Annotated in this window: 18 protein-coding genes and 1 pseudogene; 11 read left to right on the top strand and 8 right to left on the bottom strand. The window is 56.0% G+C overall.

Features of this window, described 5'->3' with window-relative positions:
- Nucleotides 1-55: 55 nt before the first annotated feature.
- Entirely contained in the window at nucleotides 56-892 is an 837-nt protein-coding gene (gene fghA, locus C3F35_RS19375) for an S-formylglutathione hydrolase (protein ID WP_059307515.1), read from the top strand.
- Nucleotides 893-985: 93 nt separating this feature from the next.
- On the opposite strand, the gene cirA is transcribed toward fghA, so the two are convergent.
- The 3 genes from cirA to yieE form a co-directional block, all read right to left on the bottom strand.
- Nucleotides 986-2,956, bottom strand: coding sequence for a catecholate siderophore receptor CirA (gene cirA, locus C3F35_RS19370; protein ID WP_103792177.1), 1,971 nt, complete (start codon nucleotides 2,954-2,956; stop codon nucleotides 986-988).
- A gap of 294 nt (nucleotides 2,957-3,250) precedes the next feature.
- Entirely contained in the window at nucleotides 3,251-4,720 is a 1,470-nt protein-coding gene (locus C3F35_RS19360) for an amino acid permease (RefSeq protein ID WP_032612625.1), read from the bottom strand.
- A 178-nt stretch (nucleotides 4,721-4,898) separates the two neighbouring features.
- Nucleotides 4,899-5,768 (bottom strand): DNA-binding transcriptional regulator YeiE, encoded by an 870-nt coding sequence (yieE, locus tag C3F35_RS19355; RefSeq protein WP_032612627.1) that lies wholly within the window; start codon nucleotides 5,766-5,768, stop codon nucleotides 4,899-4,901.
- A 122-nt stretch (nucleotides 5,769-5,890) separates the two neighbouring features.
- Between yieE and C3F35_RS19350 the strand changes: the two genes are divergently transcribed.
- From C3F35_RS19350 to C3F35_RS27100, 3 genes and pseudogenes are all read left to right on the top strand, one after another.
- Nucleotides 5,891-6,937 carry a YeiH family protein gene (locus C3F35_RS19350; RefSeq protein WP_059307512.1) on the top strand — a complete coding sequence of 349 codons (1,047 nt, stop codon included), beginning with the start codon at nucleotides 5,891-5,893 and terminating at the stop codon, nucleotides 6,935-6,937.
- A 65-nt stretch (nucleotides 6,938-7,002) separates the two neighbouring features.
- Nucleotides 7,003-7,860, top strand: a complete 858-nt coding sequence (gene nfo / locus C3F35_RS19345) for a deoxyribonuclease IV (RefSeq protein ID WP_103792178.1) — start codon at nucleotides 7,003-7,005, stop codon at nucleotides 7,858-7,860.
- A 2-nt stretch (nucleotides 7,861-7,862) separates the two neighbouring features.
- Nucleotides 7,863-8,155 (top strand): annotated as a pseudogene (locus C3F35_RS27100) (kinase); the annotation flags it as partial.
- Nucleotides 8,156-8,275: 120 nt separating this feature from the next.
- On the opposite strand, the gene fruA reads toward C3F35_RS27100, so the two are convergent.
- From fruA to fruB, 3 genes are read right to left on the bottom strand one after another with little or no spacing between them, the layout of a single operon-like run.
- Nucleotides 8,276-9,973: a PTS fructose transporter subunit IIBC gene (gene fruA / locus C3F35_RS19340; RefSeq protein WP_032612635.1), complete on the bottom strand. Its 1,698-nt coding sequence runs from the start codon at nucleotides 9,971-9,973 to the stop codon at nucleotides 8,276-8,278.
- A 16-nt stretch (nucleotides 9,974-9,989) separates the two neighbouring features.
- A complete protein-coding gene (fruK, locus tag C3F35_RS19335; protein ID WP_032612637.1) occupies nucleotides 9,990-10,928 on the bottom strand; it encodes a 1-phosphofructokinase in 939 nt (312 codons plus the stop codon).
- Nucleotides 10,928-12,058 (bottom strand): fused PTS fructose transporter subunit IIA/HPr protein, encoded by a 1,131-nt coding sequence (gene fruB, locus C3F35_RS19330; protein WP_032612640.1) that lies wholly within the window; start codon nucleotides 12,056-12,058, stop codon nucleotides 10,928-10,930. The genes fruK and fruB overlap by 1 nt, the downstream gene beginning before the upstream one ends.
- A 368-nt stretch (nucleotides 12,059-12,426) precedes the next feature.
- On the opposite strand from fruB, the gene setB reads away from it, so the two are divergent.
- A complete protein-coding gene (gene setB, locus C3F35_RS19325) occupies nucleotides 12,427-13,608 on the top strand; it encodes a sugar efflux transporter SetB (RefSeq protein WP_032612642.1) in 1,182 nt (393 codons plus the stop codon).
- Here the strand turns inward: setB and C3F35_RS19320 are convergent.
- A complete protein-coding gene (locus C3F35_RS19320; protein WP_077226275.1) occupies nucleotides 13,605-13,859 on the bottom strand; it encodes a YkgJ family cysteine cluster protein in 255 nt (84 codons plus the stop codon). The two genes, setB and C3F35_RS19320, sit on opposite strands and share 4 nt — an antisense overlap.
- 163 nt (nucleotides 13,860-14,022) lie before the next feature.
- On the opposite strand from C3F35_RS19320, the gene yeiP reads away from it, so the two are divergent.
- Complete coding sequence (gene yeiP / locus C3F35_RS19315) at nucleotides 14,023-14,595, top strand: elongation factor P-like protein YeiP (protein ID WP_014884579.1); 573 nt, start codon at nucleotides 14,023-14,025, stop codon at nucleotides 14,593-14,595.
- Nucleotides 14,596-14,723: 128 nt separating this feature from the next.
- Here the strand turns inward: yeiP and uxuA are convergent, their stop codons facing one another.
- Entirely contained in the window at nucleotides 14,724-15,914 is a 1,191-nt protein-coding gene (gene uxuA / locus C3F35_RS19310) for a mannonate dehydratase (RefSeq protein ID WP_032612648.1), read from the bottom strand.
- A 205-nt stretch (nucleotides 15,915-16,119) separates the two neighbouring features.
- Here uxuA and C3F35_RS19305 point away from each other — a divergent pair, with 205 nt between their 5' ends.
- From C3F35_RS19305 to C3F35_RS19280, 5 genes are all read left to right on the top strand, one after another.
- A complete protein-coding gene (locus C3F35_RS19305) occupies nucleotides 16,120-17,586 on the top strand; it encodes a mannitol dehydrogenase family protein (RefSeq protein WP_103792179.1) in 1,467 nt (488 codons plus the stop codon).
- Between the two features lie 125 nt (nucleotides 17,587-17,711).
- A complete protein-coding gene (locus C3F35_RS19300) occupies nucleotides 17,712-18,698 on the top strand; it encodes a CobW family GTP-binding protein (protein ID WP_103792180.1) in 987 nt (328 codons plus the stop codon).
- A 33-nt stretch (nucleotides 18,699-18,731) separates the two neighbouring features.
- Nucleotides 18,732-19,421 carry a phosphatase PAP2 family protein gene (locus tag C3F35_RS19295; protein WP_032612654.1) on the top strand — a complete coding sequence of 230 codons (690 nt, stop codon included), beginning with the start codon at nucleotides 18,732-18,734 and terminating at the stop codon, nucleotides 19,419-19,421.
- A 440-nt stretch (nucleotides 19,422-19,861) separates the two neighbouring features.
- Nucleotides 19,862-20,431, top strand: coding sequence for a bifunctional murein DD-endopeptidase/murein LD-carboxypeptidase (gene mepS, locus C3F35_RS19285; RefSeq protein ID WP_077226278.1), 570 nt, complete (start codon nucleotides 19,862-19,864; stop codon nucleotides 20,429-20,431).
- 181 nt (nucleotides 20,432-20,612) lie between these two features.
- Nucleotides 20,613-22,169 (top strand): cyclic di-GMP phosphodiesterase, encoded by a 1,557-nt coding sequence (locus tag C3F35_RS19280; RefSeq protein ID WP_103792181.1) that lies wholly within the window; start codon nucleotides 20,613-20,615, stop codon nucleotides 22,167-22,169.
- The last annotated feature ends 49 nt before the right edge of the window (nucleotides 22,170-22,218 follow it).

Here is a 22,218-nt window from a genome sequence, read left to right as displayed (position 1 = left end):
AATTAACTGTATTATGAGGTCTATCTATCGAAACACCTTCCTGAAGGAGCCTTGCATGGAACTGCTCGAAGAGCACTACTGTTTTGAAGGTCGACAGCAGCGCTGGCGTCATGACTCCACGGTGCTGAACTGCGCGATGACGTTCAGCATTTTTCTGCCTCCGGCTACGCGTGCGGCAAAACCGCCGGTGCTGTACTGGCTTTCCGGCCTGACCTGCAACGATGAAAACTTTACCACCAAAGCGGGCGCCCAGCGGGTTGCGGCGGAGCTGGGGATCGCGCTGGTGATGCCCGACACCAGCCCGCGCGGTGACGATGTGGCAGACGATGCCGGTTACGATCTGGGCAAAGGCGCCGGGTTCTACCTGAATGCCACCCAGCAGCCCTGGGCGCGTCATTACCGGATGTACGATTATCTGCGCGATGAGCTGCCTGCGCTCATCCAGGCGGAGTTTGCGGTCGCCGATCGCTGTGCCATCAGCGGCCATTCGATGGGTGGCCACGGTGCGCTGGTGATGGCACTGAAAAATCCGGGCAAATACGTCAGCGTGTCGGCGTTTGCGCCTATCGTGAACCCATGCCAGGTGCCGTGGGGGCAAAAAGCCTTCACCCATTATCTGGGCGAGAATCCAGAAACCTGGCAGGAGTGGGATAGCTGTGCGTTGATGCTGGCCAGCCAGCCGGAACAGGCGATCCCGACGCTTATCGATCAGGGTGATGCCGATCAGTTCCTGGCGAGCCAGTTACAGCCAGCAGTGCTGGCGGAAGCTGCGCGCCAGAAGGCCTGGCCGCTGACGTTACGCATCCAGCCAGGCTACGATCACAGCTATTACTTCATTGCGTCCTTTATAGAAGATCATCTGCGCTTCCATGCGCAGCAGTTGTTAAAGTAAGGGCAGACTTCACGTCCTCACTCGCCCCTCTTCCGCAGGGAGAGGGGTCTGTCACAGGCCGGGCAAGCGCAGCGCCGCCCGGCGCATTCACGATCAGAACTGGTAATCCACCGCCATAAAGTAACGGCGTCCTTCTTCGGTGTAGCTGTAGTCGTCGCGGCTGAGATCTTTATCCAGCAGGTTCATGACACCTGCACGCAGCTTGACGTTTTTAGTTGCCTGCCATGCGCCACCGGTGTTCCACACCACGTAGCCACCCGGCGTTGCTTCGCCATCGGTAACAGTGCGTTTCTCACCCGTATAATTGCCCTGCACGTAGAAGGACCACGCCTGCGTTGCCTGCCAGTCAAGCGTGCCGTTTGCGGTATGGAACGGCAGTTCCGAGAGCGGCTTGTTGCCGCCGTTGCTGATATCACGTCCGTCGTTATAGGTGTAATTCAGCGTCATGCGCCAGTCTTCGGCGATCGGGAATTTCACTTCCGTTTCCAGGCCGCGGATCCGCGCCTTATTGACGTTGTAATAACGGAAAATCGGCTCACCGTCGGCATTCAGTCCGACATAGTTCGGGTAACCCTGCGCCTGGTTGACGTTGGCCGTACGGAGGATGCTGATACGATCGTCCACATCGTTCTGGAAGGCAGTAATGCTGCCCTGCACGCCTTCTAACCAGCCCTCTTCCCCGCTGTAGTAAAGACCCAGCTCGAAGCTTTCGCTGGTTTCCGGCTTCAGATCCGGGCTACCGACAATTTCACAGGCCCCACGGCAGGAGCCGGTGGTCCAGTCTGGGCTCAGCTGCAGCAGCGAAGGCGCTTTGAATGCTGTCGCCCAGCCGCCTTTTACTGTCAGGGTATCGGTCGCGTTGTAGACCAGATAAGCACGCGGACTCCAGTGATCGCCGTAGGTTTCGTGGTCATCCATACGCACGCCGGTGGTCAGCGCCAGCGGCTCGAAGATACGCCATTCATCTTCAATAAAGAGCGCATACTGGCTGGCCGAGGTGCTACTGCTGCTACCGCCGGTAATGTTAACCGGATCCTTCAGCTTGTCGTGACGCCATTCTCCCCCGAAGGTGAGCAGCTGGTTAATCTCTCCCAGCGGCAGGACGTATTTACCGTCAACAGAGTTGCTTTCGGAGGTGATAGGGTTGGCATTGCCCGGGTTCTTGTTATCAACCTTTTCGCCGTAGAATTTCAATTCGCTATTGCCCATTCCCCAGCGGCCATTGTGGCTCAGGGAGTAGTTCTGGCGCTCAAGACGGTTCTGATCCAGCGAGTCGGAATCACGGTCCTGACGGTCAAAACCGTAGCCAGCGGTGAAATCGTGGTTCTCGTTCGGGGTCCAGGCAAATTCCACGTTGGCATCGCGGCTGGTGAAGCCTTCGATACGCGGAGTTTCCCCGGAGGCGCTGGTTGTCGAGGTCTGCGGATCGTCTTTATCGCGTTTTGACAGGCTACCAAAGGCTTTCAGACCGAGGACGCCATCCACCAGCGGGCCGCTGGTATAGAACTGGCCACCATAGGTGTCGCCGCGATCGCGGTGTTCCTGAATCGTGGAGTCGGCGGTGAGGGTACCGGTCCATTTCTGGCCGATCTTTTTGGTAATGATGTTGACCACGCCGCCCAGGGCATCAGAGCCGTACAGGGAGGACATCGGCCCGCGCACCACTTCGATACGTTCGATGGCGTCAACCGGTACCCAGTTGAGGTCGAAATCGTTATGACGGAATACGGCATTGCGGGAGTTGACGCGTTTACCGTCAACCAGGATCAAGGTATAGCTGCTGTCCAGACCGCGGATACTGACGCCCTTACGGTTGTCCCCTTCGTCAGTTAATTGCACGCCCGGAACCTCTTTTAACACATCTTTCAGGTTCTGCACCGGCTTACGTTGCAGATCCTGCTGAGTGATGACGCTGATACTGGCCGGGGCATCTTTCAGGTTTTGCTCGTTGGCCGAGGCAGTCACCACCATAGTGTCGCCAGATTCCGCCGCAACAACCGGCAGGGCCAGGGACAGAGCAGACGCGCACAGCCCTCCCCGAACGAAGGGATTCAACCTAAACATTCCATATCTCCATGAGGTAAACACAGCAAAATCAAATATGTACTGCTCACATTGCATTGCGTACCGCCCGCTTCTCTGGCGGGTCAGCCGGGTAATTTTTTTGCAGGTGTGGGCACAGCATCTTCCCCTGACCAGGGCGACGATGCTGACTCCTTCATCCTTTTGATTACTATGCTAATGATAAAGCAAACGATAACCATTATCAATTCAATTGTTAAAAGTTATGTCAAGACTGCATAGTATGGAGATAAAAAAAACCCGCTCGAGTGAGCGGGTTAAAGAGAGGCGTTGCGGTTATTTTTTGAAGCTATTCGGGAATTCCATTTCGCTATAGCTGACAAACTTCGATCCCTTCGTCAGCTTGTAGCCGAACCAGATGATCAAGAACAGTGGGATACCAATATAGGTGGCTGCCACGCCGCCCCAGTCGATGGTGTCGGCCAGGAAGGCTTCGTAGTTCTGGCCCAGGGTAATGATCAGACACAGTACAAAGGCAAAGATCGGACCCAGCGGGAAGAACCCGGAGCGGTACGGCAGGTTGTTAATGTCGTAGCCCTGCTTCACATAGCCGCGACGGAAACGGTAGTGGCTGATAGCGATACCCAGCCAGGCGATAAAGCCCGTCATCCCCGAGGTATTCAACAGCCACAGGTAGACCGTCTGGTTACCAAACATTGAGGTCAGGAAACAGAGGCAGGCAATCACGGTGGTGGCATACAGCGCATTACGCGGCACGCCGCCTTTAGACAGCTTAGCGAAAATACGCGGCGCTTTGCCATCACAGGCCAGGGAGTAGAGCATACGGGTAGAGGCATACATCCCGGAGTTACCCGCCGACAGTACCGCCGTCAGGATCACCGCATTCATCACCGCCGCCGCAGAGAGCAGACCGGCATGCTGGAACACCAGCGTAAACGGACTGACGCTGATATCTTTCACGTCGTTACGCAGCAGGCTTGGATCGGTATACGGAATGATCAGGCTAATAATCAGGATTGCGAACACATAGAACAGCAGGATACGCCAGAAGACCTGCCGCACCGCGCGCGGAATGTTCTTCTCCGGGTTCTCGGATTCACCGGCGGCAATGCCGATAAGTTCAGTCCCCTGGAAGGAGAAGCCAACGATCATCGCCACGCCAATCATCGCCGAGAAGCCCCCGGCAAAAGGCGCATCGTCAAGGGTCCAGTTGCTCCAGCCCGCAGGTTCAGTGCCTTTGAAGATGCCGACAATCATCGCCACACCCACGGCGATAAAGATGATCACTGTGGCGACTTTGATCAGCGAGAACCAGTATTCCGCTTCGCCAAAACCGCGCACGGAGATGTAGTTAAGCAGGAAGATCAGCCCCAGGAAGATAGCGCTCCAGATCCAGCCCGGCGTATCGGGGAACCACCAGGTCATCACCAGCTGCGATGCCACCAGATCCACGGCGATAGTCACCGCCCAGTTGTACCAGTAGTTCCAGCCCAGCGCGAAGCCAAAGCCCTCTTCCACATATTTCTGACCATAGGTAGAAAAAGAACCGGATACCGGCATGTACGCCGCCAGTTCGCCCAGGCTGGTCATCAGGAAATAGACCATCAAACCGATCAGGATATAAGAAAAGAGCGCACCGCCAGGACCCGCTGCAGAAATGGTCGCCCCAGAGGCGACAAAAAGACCTGTACCGATAGAACCGCCAATGGCAATCATCGTCAGGTGACGCGCCTTGAGTTCGCGACGTAGCGCGGGCGCTTCTGTGGTTTTAGTTTCGGAAACCATATGAAAATGCTGTCCATTCAAAAAATGAGGCGCGATTGTAGCAGACGATCGCCAGCGCTTCCGGCACAAATGCCCTGTTATAAGAGAGCTTCATGACCGGGCCAGGATTATAAGTAAAGCAGAGAATTAAATCGGTGCGAGGACGCGATCCCGGCGGGCAGAACGCCGCCGGGCGGGCTTACATTTCACAGTAACGCAGAAAACGCTGCAGGGAGTTCGAGAGGTGTTTCTGGCGATGATGGATACGCCACAGGGTACGCACCAGCTTGTTCGGCAGCGGAACGGGGATCTCCACCAGCGTGCCGCTCTCCAGTTGTTCGGCAATCACCCGACGCGACAGGCAGCTGATGCCGAGGCCGTGGCGCACCGCATGTTTAATCGCCTCTGAATTGCCCAGCTCCATACCCATATGAAACTGCGGCAGATGCGACAGCAGCAGATAATCGACGATCTCCCGCGTGCCGGATCCCTGCTCGCGTAAAATCCACGGCGCCTGCGCCAGCCGTTCCAGCGTCACCTCCTGCTGTAATAAAGAAGAGGCCGGCGAGGCGAAGACCACCAGCTCATCCTCCAGCCAGGGGTCGGCAATGATGTCGGCGTTGTGGCACGGGCCTTCGATAAGGCCGATATCAACCCGAAAATCGATCACGGCGTTGATCACATCCTGGCTATTGCCGACGCTCATCTCCAGCGGTAACCCCGGGAAATCACGGCGGTAGCGGGCAATCACCTCCGGCAGAATATAGTTGCCGATGGTGCTGCTGGCAAAGACGCGAATGGCGCCATTATCTTCACGAAACAGCTGTTCGATCTCGATGGTCTGCTCCAGCAGGGCCAATGCGCGGGGATAGAGCAAGCGCCCGTGTTCGTTGACCACCAGCCGCTTCCCTACCCTGTCAAAGAGCTGAACCCCCAGCTGGCCTTCAAGATCGGTCAGGGCGGCGCTGACCGCAGACTGCGACAGCGCCAGCATCTGCGAGGCCTGCGTGGTCGAGCCACTTTTCAGCACCTCAGCAAAGACCTCAAGCTGGCGTAACGTAATGTGCATAGTTGTCGTCCGATAAGATAAGCGTCCTGCTTACCACTTATAAAGATTAATTATAAATATATAATCAATTTTATTTTTAAACCAGCGCGCCGTAATCTTTAGCCAGAGAAAAGGAGAAGGTTATGACAACACTCACTCTGGAACATCATCGTACAGTGTGGCACTACATTCCGGGCTTAGCGCTGAGCGCGCTGGTCACCGGCGTTGCGTTATGGGGCGGCAGTATTCCGGCGGTTGCAGGGGCGGGATTCAGCGCCCTGACGCTGGCCATCCTGCTGGGGATGGTCATCGGCAATACGGTCTATCCGCAGATTTACAAGCCGTGTGATGGCGGCGTGATCTTCGCCAAACAGCACCTGCTGCGCCTCGGGATCATCCTTTATGGTTTTCGCCTGACCTTCGCGCAGATTGCCGATGTTGGCGTCAGCGGGATTGTCATCGACGTATTAACCCTGACCAGCACATTTACACTGGCCTGCGTTATTGGCCAGAAAGTGTTCGGACTGGACAAACAGACCAGCTGGTTGATTGGTGCCGGGAGCAGCATTTGCGGTGCCGCGGCAGTGCTGGCGACCGAGCCGGTGGTGAAGGCCGAGTCCAGTAAGGTGACGGTTGCCGTCGCGACAGTGGTGATCTTCGGTACGCTGGCGATCTTCCTCTATCCGGCGATGTATCCGCTGGTGGCGCACTGGTTTAGCCCGGAAACCTACGGGATTTACATCGGCTCGACGATGCACGAAGTGGCCCAGGTGGTAGCAGCCGGTCACGCCATCAACCCGGAAGCGGAAAATGCGGCGGTGATCGCCAAAATGCTGCGGGTGATGATGCTGGCCCCCTTCCTGCTGATCCTGGCGGCAAGGGTAAAACACCTTGCCCCGGCAGGCAGCGGCGAGAAGAGCAAAATCACCATTCCGTGGTTTGCGATCCTGTTTATTGTGGTGGCGGTGTTTAACTCGTTCCATCTGTTGCCAAAAGCCGTGGTGGATATGCTGGTGACGCTGGATACGGTGCTGCTGGCCATGGCGATGGCGGCGCTGGGCTTAACCACCCACGTCAGCGCCCTGAAAAAAGCCGGGGCTAAACCGCTGCTGATGGCACTGCTGCTCTTCGTCTGGCTGATTGTAGGCGGGGGAGCCATTAACCTGGCGGTTCATAGCCTGCTGGCATAAACCACTTCATCCTTCTCCTGTTAACCCGCTATCATAAGCGTTTGTGGGTTAACAGGAGTCCCTGTATGAAATATGTTGGAGCACACGTCAGTGCTGCTGGCGGCCTGGCGAATGCCGCCATTCGTGCCGCCGAAATTGAGGCGACCGCCTTCGCCCTGTTCACCAAAAACCAGCGCCAGTGGCGTGCCGCCCCCTTAACCACTCAGGTAATTGATGAGTTCAAAGCGGCCTGCGAAAAATACCATTTCACTTCCGGCCAGATCCTGCCGCACGACAGCTACCTGATTAACCTCGGCCACCCGGTTCAGGAGGCGCTGGAGAAGTCACGTGAGGCTTTTCTCGATGAGATGCAGCGCTGCGAGCAGCTCGGTCTGACGCTGTTGAACTTCCACCCGGGCAGCCATCTGACGCAAATTGATGAAGACGCCTGCCTGGCGCGGATCGCCGAGTCGATCAATATCGTGCTGGACAAGACGCAAGGGGTAACGGCGGTGATTGAAAATACCGCCGGACAGGGCAGCAACCTCGGTTTCCGCTTTGAACATCTGGCGGCCATTATTGACGGTGTGGAAGATAAAACCCGCGTTGGCGTCTGTATTGATACCTGCCATGCCTTTGCCGCCGGTTACGATCTGCGCAGCATGGAAGAATGTACAAAGACCTTCGCGGAATTCGAACGGATTGTTGGCTTTGAGTATCTGCGCGGAATGCACCTCAACGATGCGAAAAGCGCCTTTGGCAGCCGCGTTGACCGCCACCACAGCCTGGGTGAAGGCAACATCGGCCACGATGCGTTCCGCTTTATCATGCAGGACCCGCGTTTCGACGGCATTCCGATGGTGCTGGAAACCATCAATCCGGATATCTGGGCAGAAGAGATCGCCTGGTTGAAAGCACAACAGTACACCGAGGCCACCGCATAAGGATGAACGAAAGGGAAACGCCGATCCTGCGGCGCACCCCTTTTATTCAACAGCCTGACAAGACCCTTGATCTCAGCCGTTCGCGCATTGCTGCACACCTCATGGAGTGAATGCGCAAAGGGGCAATCACAGACAAGGGTTGTATCCTCACCGAACAGGATGATTGTGTCGTGCTCGTGCCATCCATATGGATAAGCGAGGTATGGCCGACATTCGCTTCCCTGAATCTTCATCTCATCCGGGAGCTATTCAGCACGCAGCGGGTGGCGTGGCGCGGAACATCGCCCGTCACCTGCCGCGGTAGTGTCGCTACCCGCCCTGCCCCCTTCTGTTCGACAAAAGCGTTTGATTCGTTGCACGTTTAAATGCAAAAAAAAGGGCAGAGTCGCCTCTGCCCTTTTTGAATGAAGAATGCTTATGCGGCTTTCGCAGCAACTACCTCAGCTTCCGGGCGTTTCAGCACCGCGTAAGAGAGACCTGCCACCAGCGTACCGGCGATAATTGCAAGCAGGTAACCCAGCACCGGGGTAATCGCACCCGGGATCAGCAGAACAAACAGACCGCCGTGCGGCGCCATCAGTTTTGCGCCAACCGCCATGGAGATGGCACCGGTCACGGCACCGCCGACGATACAGCACGGCAGAACGCGCATCGGGTCACGAGCCGCAAACGGGATAGCCCCTTCGGTGATGAAGCACAGGCCGAGAACCAGCGCCGCTTTACCCCCTTCCTGCTGCGCCTTGTCGAATTTACGACGGGCAACGAGGGTCGCCAGGCCCAGCGCCAGCGGTGGCACCATGCCCGCAGCCATGATGGCTGCCATCGGTGCATAAGTCTGGGTACTCAGCAGGCCAACACCGAACGCGTAGGCTGCTTTGTTCACCGGACCACCCATATCGGTACACATCATCGCCCCGAGGATTGCACCCAGCAGGACCGCGTTGGCGGTACCCATGGTTTGCAGCCAGTGGGTCAGGCCTTCGAGGATACCCGCAACCGGTTTACCGATCAGGTAGATCATGGCCAGACCAACAATCAGGCTGGAGAACAGCGGAATGATCAGGATCGGTTTCAGGGCTTCCATGCTTTGCGGCAGTTTCAGCTTCGAACTAATCAGCTTCGCCACATAGCCTGCGAGGAAGCCGGCGATGATCCCGCCGATAAAGCCAGAACCGGTGCTCACCGCCAGCATACCGCCGATCAAACCCGGGGTCAGACCTGGACGGTCAGCGATGGAGAACGCAATGTAACCTGCCAGCACAGGCACCATCAGCGCGAACGCCGAGCCTCCACCAATCTGCATTAATGCCGCTGCCAGGGTGTTTGGCTCTTTGAACGCCTCGATACCAAAGGCGAAGGAGAGCGCGATACAGAGACCACCCGCCACAACCATCGGCAGCATGTAGGAGACGCCTGTCAGCAGGTGACGATAGGCACCGGCAGACTCTTTCTTGCCTTCGGAAGCCGAAGACGCGGTATTACCCGCAGGCTGGAACAGTTTCGCTTCTGCCTGCGCTTTATCCAGTTCCTGGGCCGTTTTCTTCAGCGCCAGACCGGTTGAGGTGCGATACATCGGTTTACCGGCAAACTTCGCCAGATCCACTTCGATATCCGCCGCCACGATCACAAGGTCCGCTGCCGCCACCTCTTCCGGGGTGATAGCATTGCCTGCGCCCACTGAACCGCGGGTTTCAACTTTTACCCACCAGCCGCGTTTTTTGGCTTCGGTTTCAATGGCTTCTGCGGCCATAAAGGTGTGCGCTACGCCAGTTGGGCAGGCAGTGACCGCCACCACGCGTTTCGGACCGCTGGTCACAGCCGTTGCCGGTTCCGCCGCGACAGGTGCGGTGTACAGCGCCGCATGGCCTTTCGCTTCGCTCAGGAACAGTTCCGGGTGGGCGACTGCGCGATTGATATCGCCCAGCCACACTTTTTTGCCGTTCAGTGAACTGTCGGCCGGGATCGTGTCGCCCAGTACAATGACCAGTTCGGCATCGCCCGGGTTATCGATAAAATCAAGGTGTGCTTTATGCCCCGCTGAACCCAGCAAGGTTTTCGCCATATAAGCGCGCGCCTGTCCGAGTGCAGAGTCAATAATCAGCAGCGTTTTCATTATGCCTCTCCTGCTGTCAGTTAAAGGGTTTCAAGTCAACGCGCGCCATCATCGCGGCTAACTGGGTACGATCGGTAATCCCGACATTGCTCTGGCTGACAGCCAGGGCAGCAACGGCGGTGGCAAGACGTAATGTGTGTTCACTCGATTCGCGCATCAGCAGGCCATAGATCAACCCGCCGACCATCGAATCACCTGCTCCCACGGTACTGACCACTTCCATCGATGGCGGTTTGGCGATCCATTCGCCGGACGCGTTAACCCACAGCGCGCCCTCTGCGCCCAGAGAGATCACCACATGCGCGATACCCTGCTCACGTAAAGCATGGGCGGCGTCAATCACATCTTTTAAGTCTGGCAGCTTACGGCCAGCCCAGATCTCAAGTTCGCGACGATTAGGTTTCACCAACCACGGCGCTGCTTTCAGACCCGCCACCAGCGCATCGCGGCTGCTGTCAAAGATGATGCATGGGCACTGGCTACGCAGGCGCGTCATCCAGTCGGTAAAGGCTTCCGGGCTGACGCCGGACGGCAGGCTGCCGCTGACGCAGACCATGTCGAACTGACCAAGCCAGGTCAGGGAGTCATTCACAAAACGCTCCCAGTCGGCCTGGGTGACTTCAAAACCGGAGAAGTTCAGGTCGGTCACTTCGCCATCTTTTTCGGTCAATTTCACGTTGATGCGGGTACGGCCCTGCACCACCTGAAAACGGTTGGCGATCCCCAGCTCGCTGAACAGCTGCTGGAAACCATCCTGGTTATCTTTGCCAAGGAAGCCGCCGACGGTGACGTCAATCCCGAGATCCTTCAGCACTTTTGCAACGTTAATCCCTTTACCTGCCGCGTGCAGGCCAGTGGTACGCACGAGGTTAACTTCGCCGCGTTCGATTTCCGGGCAAAAGCCCACGAGGTCGTAAGCCGGGTTCAGCGTAATAGTGGCAACACGTCTGCTCATTATGCGCCCTCCCCCAGACCGGCCGCGATGGCATCGCCAATCGCTTTCAGCGCCTGTTCAGCATCCGCACCCTGCGCGGTGAAACGCAGGCGATGGCCTTTCTTCACGCCCAGCGCAACCACTTTCATCAGGCTGCGACCGTTGGCCGGTTTACCGCTGCCGTCGAGGTTGGTGACGGTAACGTCGCTGTTGAACTGCTTAATGGTATTCACCAGCATGGTGCCCGGACGGGCATGCAGACCATGTTCGTTACGTACCACAAATTCAGCGCTCAGCAGCTCATCGGTATTCACATCATCGCTGGTCAGCAGCGCCAGCAAGGTAGCGGCATCGGCTTTCAGCAGTTGTTCAGCTTTTTTGTTCAGCAGCAGGTCGCTCAGGCGCTTCAGCACCTCTACCGGCTGTTCATCGGCCATGGAAACAGTCACCAGCATGGCGGTGGTGTCTCCGGCGGTATCAAACGCGGTAGCCGCACGGCTGACGGCGATAGCGCTGCGCAGGTTGCCTTCAGCACAGTCGTTCAGCCAGACGCCCTGACCGAGGTTCAGCGGTTTGTCGTTAATCGCATGGGCAACAAAAGTGGTATCGACAGCACCCGCTTCTTTCAGGCGACCGGCGTTGAGCGCCTGCAGGGTCACCAGATCGGAAGCCACCACGTCCAGGGTCAGCATGTCGTTATCCAGTTTCAGGGCTTCGCTCTGCTTTTCACCCATCAGCAAGGCACGCAGCTCTTCGGCGGTGGTCGCGGATTTGAGTTGTTCAGCCACCGCGTCATCGCTCAGCACGTGCGTCAGCTGACGCAGCAGGCCGAGGTGTTCGTCGCTGCTGGCGGCGATACCAATGGCGACATAGGCTACCTGGCCTTCACCCCAAAGCACGCCCTGCGGGAACTGATAAACCTGAACGCCGGTTTTCAGTACCTGGTCACGGGTATCGGTGGTGCCATGCGGAATGGCGATGCCATTGCCAAGGAAGGTTGAGGTTTGCTGTTCGCGAGCGAGCATGCCGTCAACATAGCCATTGCCGACATTGCCTGCCTGCACCAGCGCTGCGGCGATCTGCCGGATAGCCTCTTCTTTTGATCCGGCCTGCTCGCCCGGATGGATGTCCTGCACGGATAACTGGAACATGATTCTCCACTCCTGCTGAAATTGAATCGATTCAGCTTAGATAAGAAAAAATACGCTATTTGGGTTGGCAAACAGATACCGGATAGCGCTGAAACGTTTCAAGAAGTCTTGCTCTTTCTACAAAAGCTTGCAAGTAAAGTTACAATTCAGCATACAAAAATTAGATGTGCAGCACGTTTTGTTGGCAGGCAGCGCATTTTTACAAATCTGTTTTGAAATCCACCGCTCTGTTTCAGCAACTTCAGCAAAAGCGGAAAACCTTTTGAAAGGGGATTTTGATTTTTCGTAGGATGAATGATCCGGTTTTCTGTCTATTTTCTGACAAGCGGCGTAAACTCCGCCTTTCTTCATATCACTGATACAGAAACATGCACACGACCCCCGCCGCCGTCCCCCGGAAGTCATTTGATTTGACCTCATCGGCGTTTTTGATTGTTGCCTTCCTCACCGGTATCGCCGGTGCGTTACAAACTCCTACGCTGAGTCTGTTCCTCACGAACGAGGTTCATGCCCGTCCAGCCATGGTTGGCTTCTTCTTTACCGGCAGCGCCATCATCGGCATTCTGGTCAGCCAGTTTCTGGCCGGGCGTTCGGATAAGAAAGGTGACCGCAAGTCCCTGATCGTTTTTTGCTGCCTGATGGGCGTGTTTGCCTGCCTGCTGTTCGCCTGGAACCGTAACTATTTCGTGTTGCTGTTTGTCGGCGTGTTTCTTAGTAGCTTTGGCTCCACCGCCAACCCGCAGCTCTTTGCCTTAGCCCGCGAACACGCAGACCATACCGGCCGCGAAGCGGTGATGTTCAGCTCGATCCTGCGCGCTCAGGTGTCACTCGCATGGGTCGTCGGGCCGCCGCTGGCTTACGCCCTGGCGATGGGGTTTGGTTTTCCGGCAATGTATCTCAGCGCCGCGGTGGCGTTTGTGGTCTGTGGGGCGATGGTCTGGTTTTTCCTGCCGACGATGCGCAAAGAGCCGAAGCTGGCGACCGGGGTGCTGGAATCACCGCGCCGCAACCGTCGTGACGCCCTGCTGCTGTTTACCATCTGCACGTTAATGTGGGGCACCAACAGCCTGTACATCATCAATATGCCGCTGTTCATTATTAATGAGCTGCATCTGTCCGAGAAACTGGCGGGGGTGATGATGGGGACAGCGGCCGGGCTGGAGATCCCGACCATGCTGATTGCCGGTTACTATGCAAAACGCTTCGGGAAACGCTTCCTGATGCGCATTGCTGCCGTCGCCGGACTCCTGTTTTACGTCGGGATGCTGACCGCCCATTCTCCCGCGCTGCTGCTGGGATTACAGCTGCTGAACGCGATCTATATCGGCATTCTCGCCGGGATCGGCATGCTCTACTTCCAGGATCTGATGCCGGGACAGGCGGGTGCCGCGACCACGCTATACACCAATACCACCCGCGTGGGCTGGATTATCGCCGGCTCCATGGCCGGGGTCGTCGCCGAAATCTGGAGCTATCACGCCGTGTTCTGGATTGCACTGGGGATGTGCATCCTGACGACGCTCTGCCTGACGCGCATTAAGGATATTTAAGGCGCGGTGAGCGTCTCGAGGTCAAGCAGCCAGGTCATGGCCTGGGTACGCGAGGTGCTGCACATTTCGAGCGACGGCTGCAGGCTGGCGCACACTTTGGGCCGCAGCGGCGAGCCAAAGATTTTGCAGCGCTGTTGCGCGTCAAGCTGTACGCAGGGGGTATTGGCAGGCTTGCCGTTGGGCATCCCGGGGATGGGGCTGGAGATGGAGGGCGCGGTGCAACATGCTCCGCAGTCCGAACGGCAATCCATATACGTACGTTACCTGAAAGAAAGCCGCTCCCGCGGGCGTGACGCGCACAGTAACACCTTTTGCGTATTGATAGCAAAAGCCACGAAATCCACTTGCCTGAAATGCCGCGCGCGAGTACTTTGACGCGATATTTTTGACCTTCCCGTGAACAGGATTACTGCAATGCCAAGAGCGAATGAAATTAAGAAAGGTATGGTGCTGAATTACAACGGCAAGCTGCTGATTGTGAAAGACATCGATATTCAGGCACCCAGCGCCCGTGGCGCAGCAACGCTGTACAAAATGCGTTTTGCTGATGTGCGTACCGGTCTGAAAGTTGAAGAGCGTTTCAAAGGCGACGATATCGTGGATACCGTTACCCTGACCCGTCGTTATGTCGATTTCTCCTACGTTGACGGCAACGAATACGTATTTATGGATAAAGAAGACTACACCCCGTACATCTTCACCAAAGATCAGATTGAAGAAGAGCTGCTGTTTATCCCGGAAGGCGGGATGCCGGATATGCAGGTTCTGACCTGGGATGGCGTCCTGCTGGCGCTGGAGCTGCCGCAGACTGTCGATCTGGAGATCGTGGAAACGGCCCCGGGCATTAAAGGTGCTTCCGCCTCCGCGCGTAACAAACCTGCGACCCTGACTACCGGTCTGGTCGTGCAGGTGCCGGAATACCTCTCCGCAGGCGAGAAAATCCGCATCCATATCGAAGAAAAACGCTATATGGGTCGTGCTGACTGATCCTGCGCGCTGTTTTGCTGGGTAGCGGCTTCGCCTTACCCGGCCTGCAAAAGCACGCATAAAAAAACCGGCTCAATGGCCGGTTTTTTTGTCGGCCCGGTCAGCATAACGCCACCGGGCAATAGCTGTTACAGCAGCTCAGGATATTTGGTCATCTTCAGGGCCAGCTCCACGCCGCGCACTTCCGCCATCCCTTTCAGACGCCCAATCGCGGAATACCCCGGATTGGTTTTCTTACGCAGATCATCCAGCATCTGGTGCCCGTGATCCGGGCGGAACGGAATCGGACGCAAATCGCCTGCCCGCTTACGACGCTGTTCTTCACCCAGAATTGCATCGACGACCGCCACCATGTTCACGTCGCCGCCAAGATGCGCCGCTTCGTGGAAGGTTTTCGGGTTATCTTCCCGACAGGTTGCCCGCAGGTGGGTAAAGTGAATGCGGTCGCCGAAGGTCTCAATCATCTGCACCAGGTCGTTATCGGCCCGAACGCCGTATGAACCCGTGCACATGGTAAAGCCGTTGTTGATGCTATCGACCGTCTCTTTCAGCCACTGCATATCTTCAATGGTGGATACAATACGCGGCAGGCCGAGGATAGGTCGCGGCGGATCGTCCGGGTGGACCGCAAGACGCACGCCCGCCTCTTCCGCCACCGGCACGATGGCCCGCAGGAAGACCGCCATGTTTTCCCGCAGCTGCGCTTTGTCGATGTTGCCATACTCAGCCAGACGCGCGCGGAACTGGTCGAGGGTGTAGCCCTCTTCCGCCCCCGGCAGGCCGGCGATAATGTTGCGGGTTAGCTTTTCAATATCGGCTTCGCTGGCGGTGTCGAACCACACCTGCGCCTGCTGCTGCTCTGCCGCGGTGTAATCTGCCGCCGCGCCTTCGCGCTTCAGGATGTGCAATTCGAACGCGGCAAAGGCGATCTGGTCAAAACGCAGCGCTTTTGAGCCGTCCGGCATTTCATATTCCAGGTCGGTACGGGTCCAGTCGAGGATAGGCATAAAGTTGTAGCACACGGTATCAATACCGCAGGCCGCCAGGTTGCGGATGCTCTGCTGGTAGTTCGCAATCCAGGTCTGGTAGTTGCCGGAGTGGGTTTTGATCTCTTCGTGAACCGGAATACTTTCCACCACCGACCAGGTTAGCCCTTTCTCGGCCAGCAGCGCCTGACGCTGTTTGATCTCCTCCACCGGCCACACCTGGCCATTGGGAATATGGTGCAGTGCGGTGACGACGCCCGTTGCGCCAGCCTGACGCACATCATCAAGAGAAACCGGATCTTTCGGCCCGTACCAACGCCAGGTTTGTTCCATTGATTCACCCTCTAAAGTTGTTATACCAATATTATCTATCTTAATGACGACTACCATACATGCATGATCAGGCAGGTCAATGCGTCTCGCTATATTGATTGATCCATCTCACAGTTCCCGGATATTTACGGCTCACCAATTCAATTTGTTGTCATATAACTTTACACTGGCATTGTTAATTAATGGTTAATCAGGTGTGTATTTCATGAAGACAATTGCCTCCACCGCGCTACCCGCTCACGTGTTACAGCCGCAGTACGATCGTCAGGCATTACGCTCCCGTATCGTCCATTTCGGCTTTGGTGCCTTTCATCGTGCGCATCAGGCGCTCCTGACCGATCGGGTGCTGAACGCCAGAGGCGGTGACTGGGGGATATGTGAGATTAGCCTGTTTAGCGGCGATACGCTGATGAGCCAGCTGCGCGCACAGGATCATCTGTTTACGGTGCTGGAAAAAGGGGCTGAGGGTAATCAGCCAATTATCGTCGGGGCAGTTCATGAATGCCTGAACGCCAGGCTTGATTCGCTGGCCGCCATTATTGAGAAATTTTGCGAGCCACAGGTAGCAATCGTCTCCCTGACCATTACCGAAAAGGGCTACTGCATCGATCCGGCCACCGGCAAGCTGGATACCCGCAATGAACGCATCATGCACGATCTGGAGCATCCCGATGCGCCGCACTCCGCGCCGGGGATCCTCGTCGAAGCCCTGCATCGCCGTCGCGAGCGGGGTCTGTCGCCGTTCAGCGTACTCTCCTGCGATAACATCCCCGATAACGGCCATGTGGTGAAAAACGCGGTGCTGGGCATGGCCCACAAGCGTTCCCCGGAGCTGGCTGAGTGGATCGCCGATAACGTCAGCTTCCCGGGCACCATGGTGGACAGGATTGTCCCCGCCGCCACCGATGATTCCCTTGCAGAGATCGCCCGTGAAGTGGGAGTTGACGATCCCTGCGCCATCAGCAGTGAGCCTTTTATCCAGTGGGTGATCGAGGATAACTTCGTCGCCGGTCGCCCGGAGTGGGAAGTGGCGGGCGTGCAGATGGTGCAGGACGTCCTGCCGTGGGAGCAGATGAAGCTGCGTATGCTTAACGGCAGCCATTCCTTCCTGGCCTACCTCGGTTATCTGGCCGGTTTCGCCCATATTAACGACTGCATGGCCGACAGCGCGCTGCGTGACGCCGCCCGTCGCCTGATGCTTGAGGAGCAGGCACCGACGCTGCGCATCACCGGGGTGGATCTGACCGCCTACGCCGACAGCCTGATTGACCGCTTCGCCAACCCGGCGCTGAAGCACCGCACCTGGCAGATTGCCATGGACGGCAGCCAGAAACTGCCTCAAAGGATGCTGGAGAGTATTCGCCTCCACCGCCAGCGCGACACCGCCTGGCCGCTGCTGGCCCTCGGCGTCGCGGGCTGGATGCGCTACGTCAGCGGCGTGGACGATGCAGGCCACGCCATTGATGTACGCGATCCGCTGAGCGATAAGATCCGCGCCATTGTAGAGACCAGCAGCGAAGAGGAGCGCGTTACCGCCCTGCTGGCGCTCACTGAAATTTTCGGCACCGACCTGCCGCAGGATCCGCAGTTTGTAGAGGCCATCACCCGGGCTTACCAGCGCATTAGCCAGTCGGGCGCGCGCCAGGCCATTATCGATACGCTCCAGATTTAACCTCTGGTGCGCTTAAGGCGAGCGGGAAGCCTCCCGTTCGCCCTCCCCCCTTCTCAGGGGTGTTCTTTTGCGCCAGGATTATTGATAATTGTTATAGCATTACATTTATCACCCCTGGAGCACCTGTGACTAAAACCAACCTCATTACGGGCTTTCTCGGCAGCGGGAAAACCACATCAATACTGCACCTGCTGGCGAACAAAGATCCTGCTGAAAAATGGGCCGTGCTGGTCAATGAATTTGGCGAGATCGGCATTGATGGCGCACTGCTGGCCGATAACGGGGCACTGGTAAAAGAGATCCCGGGGGGATGCATGTGCTGCGTGAACGGTCTGCCGATGCAGGTGGGGCTTAACACCCTGCTGCGTCAGGGCAAGCCCGACCGGCTGCTGATTGAACCCACCGGGCTGGGCCACCCGAAGCAGATCCTAGACCTGCTGACCGCCCCGGTCTATGAACCCTGGATCGATTTGCGCGCCACCCTGTGCCTGCTCGACCCGCGTCAGCTGCTGGACGAAAAATATGTCCAGAACGAAAACTTCCGCGACCAGCTCGCCGCCGCCGATATCATCATTGCCAATAAAGAGGATCGCGCCACCGCAGAAAGCCGCGCCGCGCTGGATATCTGGTGGCAGCACTTCGGCGGCGAACGTCAGCTCTCCTGTACCACGCAGGGAAATATCGATGGGGCCCTGCTCGATCTGCCGCGCCGTAATCTGAAAGCGTTACCTGCCAGCGCCGCCCATGCCCACAGTCACGGCGAAAAACAGGGTCTGGCCGCGCTGAGTCTGCCTGCTCACCAGCGTTGGCGTCGCAGCCTGAACAGCGGCCAGGGTCACCAGGCCTGTGGTTGGGTGTTCGATGCGGATACCTGCTTCGACACCATCGGTTTACTGGAGTGGGTGCGACTGGCACCGGTTGAACGCGTGAAAGGTGTTATGCGTATTCCCGAGGGGCTGTTACAGGTCAATCGCCAGGGTGCCGATTTTCACATCGAAACGCAGGGTGTAATGCCACCGGACAGCCGAATAGAGTTAATTAGTGCGGTTAACACCGACTGGAACGCCTTACAGTCCAGCTTGTTGAAGCTTCGTTTAAGTTCGGGCAACTAACGTTGCCCTGTTTTAACTGCTTACGGCTTAATGATGAAAACCCGACTATTACCTGTTTTATTGCTTAACCTTGCTGGCCTGGGCCTCTTTTTATCCTGGTATCTGCCGGTCAACCACGGTTTCTGGTTCCCGCTGGACAGCGGAATATTCCACTTCTTTAACCAGAAACTGGCAGAGAGTCGCCCCTTCCTGTGGCTGGTGGCGATCACCAATAATCGGGCCTTTGACGTCTGTTCCCTGTTGGCGATGGGCTACCTGATGCTGACCTTCTGGCGTAACGAGAGTGCGGCCGGGCGTCGGCGCATTCTAATGATTGGCCTGGTGATGCTGCTGACTGCCGTGGTTCTGAACCAGCTGGCGCAGGCTCTGATTCCGGTGAAACGCTCAAGTCCGACGCTATTTTTCCCGGATATCTACCGCGTCAGTGAATTACTGCATATTTCGACAAAAGATGCCTCGAAGGACAGTTTCCCGGGCGATCACGGGATGATGCTGCTTATTTTCACCGCTTTTATGTGGCGTTATTTTGGTCATAAGACTTTCGCATTAGCCCTCATTATTTTTATGGTTTTCTCTTTTCCACGGGTAATGATTGGCGCGCACTGGTTCAGCGATATTGCCGTCGGTTCTCTTTCAGTGGCGTTGATTGGGCTTCCATGGTGTCTGATGACCCCACTGAGCGACCGTTTAATAGCATTCTTTGATCGCTACCTGCCTGGCTGATTCAACATTTTTAAAACAAGTTACTAACCGAAATTAACAGTATCAATGAGGGATCAATGCAGATCCCTCATGTATTATTTGCTTGCACTGCCCCAGCCTGTCATTTTCCTGTCATAATAATCACGTTAGAAATTAACAGTTTGGTTATTCCTTAACCTAAATTAACCCGCAATTTTGCTCTCCCGGCAGCAAACTTTTGGTATCACATTTTCTTATAAAAATTTGGCAATTTTTGCTCGCAATGACCGTGTCGATCGGGTACTCTCAAACTCGTTTTACCTCAGCGCTACAATTATTATCGTTGTAAATAAATTTGTGCGATTCGCCACAGATTTGACCATAAAGAATTGTCTGATAGTGCGCAGGTATTTAGTCTCGTCTCGCTTGGCATTTTTTATAACGATATTTGTCGTTAAGGACTTCAAGGGATAATAAACAACATGGTCAAATCTCAACCGATCTTGAGATACTTCTCACGGGTGATCCCGGCGATTGCAGTAGCGGTTCTGCTTTCAGCTTGTAGCGCATCGAATACCGCAAAGAATATGCATCCTGAGACGCGTGTTGTGGGGTCAGAAGACGCCTCTTCACTGCAAGCCTCTCAGGATGAATTTGAAAAAATGGTCAGCAATCTGGATATCAAATCCCGATTAATGGACCAGTATGCTAGCTGGAAAGGCGTGCGCTATCGCCTTGGCGGCGATACACGTAAAGGGATTGATTGTTCCGGCTTCGTACAACGTACTTTCCGCGAACAGTTTGGTTTAGAACTTCCGCGTTCAACCTATGAACAACAGGAAATGGGCAAATCGATCTCGCGTAGCAGCTTACGCACCGGCGATTTAGTGCTGTTCCGAGCGGGTTCAACCGGCCGTCATGTCGGCATCTATATTGGTAACGACCAGTTTGTTCACGCGTCCACCAGCAGTGGTGTGACGATCTCCAGTATGAACGAGCCCTACTGGAAGAAGCGCTACAATGAAGCGCGCCGTGTATTAACTCGCAGTTAACCGCCAGTGCTGTCCGTTTCCCTTGACTGACAGCATGCTAAAAAAGCACTGCTACGGCAGTGCTTTTTTTTTATAACTCAACAACACATTCAGGGCTGGTCGTTCCAGGCTATAGTCTGGTAGTAACGTGAGTTTAGCCGTCATGATAACGCGGGCGGCATATCAGGATCCGATTACATTTATGTTTACCCGCCATTTATCAACCCGACGAAAAGTGCTGATGCTCAGCGTGCTTGCCGGACTTATTGTCGCCCTGCTCTGTGGCGGTATGCAGTTTTTTTTCAGTTATCACAAACGGGATGTGAAATACGATAACCTGATTACCGACCTCCATGACTACATGGCAGATTATTTTAAAGAGCTGCGCATCTCCATCGATAGATTGCAGCCACTGACCTTAAGCCAGTGCCACGAGGTCAGCGCCGAATTGACCTCCCGCGCTGCATTCAGCCTTAACGTCCGTGCCTTCCTGCTGGTAAAAGATAAAATTGCCTTCTGCTCGTCAGCAACCGGGCCGTTGAATGTCCCCCTCAGCGAACTGGTGCCGAATATCGACGTGAATAAAGATGTTGATATGGCTCTGCTGCCCGGTACGCCGATGATGCCGAAAAAACCGGCCATTGTGTTGTGGCACCGAAACCCGCTGCTGGACAGTGGCGGCGTATTTACTTCTATTAATCTCAACCTGACTCCCTACCTGTTATATACCGCCCGCCAGGATGAATTTGCCGGTATTGCCCTTATTATCGGCGATACCTCTTTTTCGACTTATTCAAACCGGCTGATTCACATTTCGGATCTGGATAAACACCCCGTGCGCTCCAGCCGGATTGAAGGACTGCCGCTGACCATTAATCTGTATGCCGATACCTGGACGATGGCCGATCTCTATTTTGCCCTGCTGTTTGGTCTGATGTGCGGCTCCAGCATCGGGGTGCTCTGTTTCTATGGGCTGATGAACCACGCCAATCCGCGAAAAGAGATCCTCACCGCGATTAAGCAGAACCAGTTTCACGTGGTCTATCAGCCGGTCGTGGACGCGAACAATCTGCAGATGGGCGGCGTGGAGGTATTGATGCGCTGGCACCATCCCGGTGCCGGGGAGATCCCGCCGGATGCCTTTATTGGCTTTGCGGAAGCACAGAAGTTGATTGTGCCACTGACGCTGCATCTCTTTGACCTGATCCTGCGCGACGCCCCGACGCTGAAAAAACGCCTTCCGCCGGGTTCCAAGCTGGGCATTAATCTCTCCCCGGGCCACCTGCACGCCGACAGCTTCAAGGAAGATATGCGTAAATTCGCCGCCTCGCTGCCGCCGGATCATTTCCAGATTGTGCTCGAAATTACCGAGCGCGATATGCTGAATCAGCGGGAAGCCACAAAGCTCTTTGAATGGCTGCATCTGGAAGGGTTTGAAATCGCGGTGGATGATTTTGGTACCGGGCACAGCGCCCTCATCTACCTTGAGCGTTTTACCATGGACTATCTGAAAATCGACCGCGGCTTTGTCAACGCCATCGGCCTGGAGACCGTGACCTCCCCGGTGCTGGATACCGTGCTGACGCTCGCCCGGCGGCTGAATATGGTGACCATTGCCGAAGGTGTCGAGACGCCCGAGCAGGCGAAGTGGCTGCGCGATCACGGCGTCAATATGTTGCAAGGCTACTGGATCAGCCGCCCGATGCGCCTGGAGCAGCTGCTGGTCTGGCAGCCTGACGTTCACCCCGACAGCGAATAATTTCCCAACCACCGCTACGTCACTTATTATTCAGGTATCCTGCCCGGCC

The sequence above is a fragment of the Leclercia sp. LSNIH3 genome (genome assembly GCF_002935105.1).
GTDB classification, from domain to species: Bacteria; Pseudomonadota; Gammaproteobacteria; order Enterobacterales; family Enterobacteriaceae; genus Enterobacter; species Enterobacter adecarboxylatus.
Note: the sequence above shows the minus strand (reverse complement) of the source record. Positions and strands in the feature narration are given on the sequence as shown.